Source organism: Paenibacillus sp. EKM301P (genome assembly GCF_011800295.1).
Taxonomy (GTDB): Bacteria; Bacillota; Bacilli; order Paenibacillales; family Paenibacillaceae; genus Paenibacillus; species Paenibacillus polymyxa.
Genome location: NZ_JAALFM010000141.1, coordinates 1 through 256, shown reverse-complemented (window position 1 = coordinate 256; position 256 = coordinate 1). Strand labels below are relative to the sequence as shown.

Below are 256 nucleotides of genomic sequence, written 5' to 3'. Positions count from 1 at the left end.
AACGGACTGATTTCAGAAGGTCAATTGCAATTGACGATCAGCTACAGCCATCAGGAATATCGCAAGGAAACGATGGAGCAGCTAGCCGAAGCGCTCAGAACCAGCCTGCAGGACATCATCGCACATTGCGCGGGTCGCAAACAGCAGGAGCTGACGCCAAGCGATGTCAAGCTTAAACATGTAACCTTGGCCGAGCTGGATCAGTTAGTAGAGCGGACTCGTGACATCGGGGAACTGGAAAATGTATATGCCTTGA

Annotated in this window: 1 protein-coding gene; it reads left to right on the top strand. The window is 51.2% G+C overall.

The window, feature by feature from the left end; translation table 11 throughout:
* Positions 1 to 256 (top strand): condensation domain-containing protein (locus HFD99_RS25255; protein WP_167441100.1); only part of this gene is annotated, 256 nt, incomplete at both ends.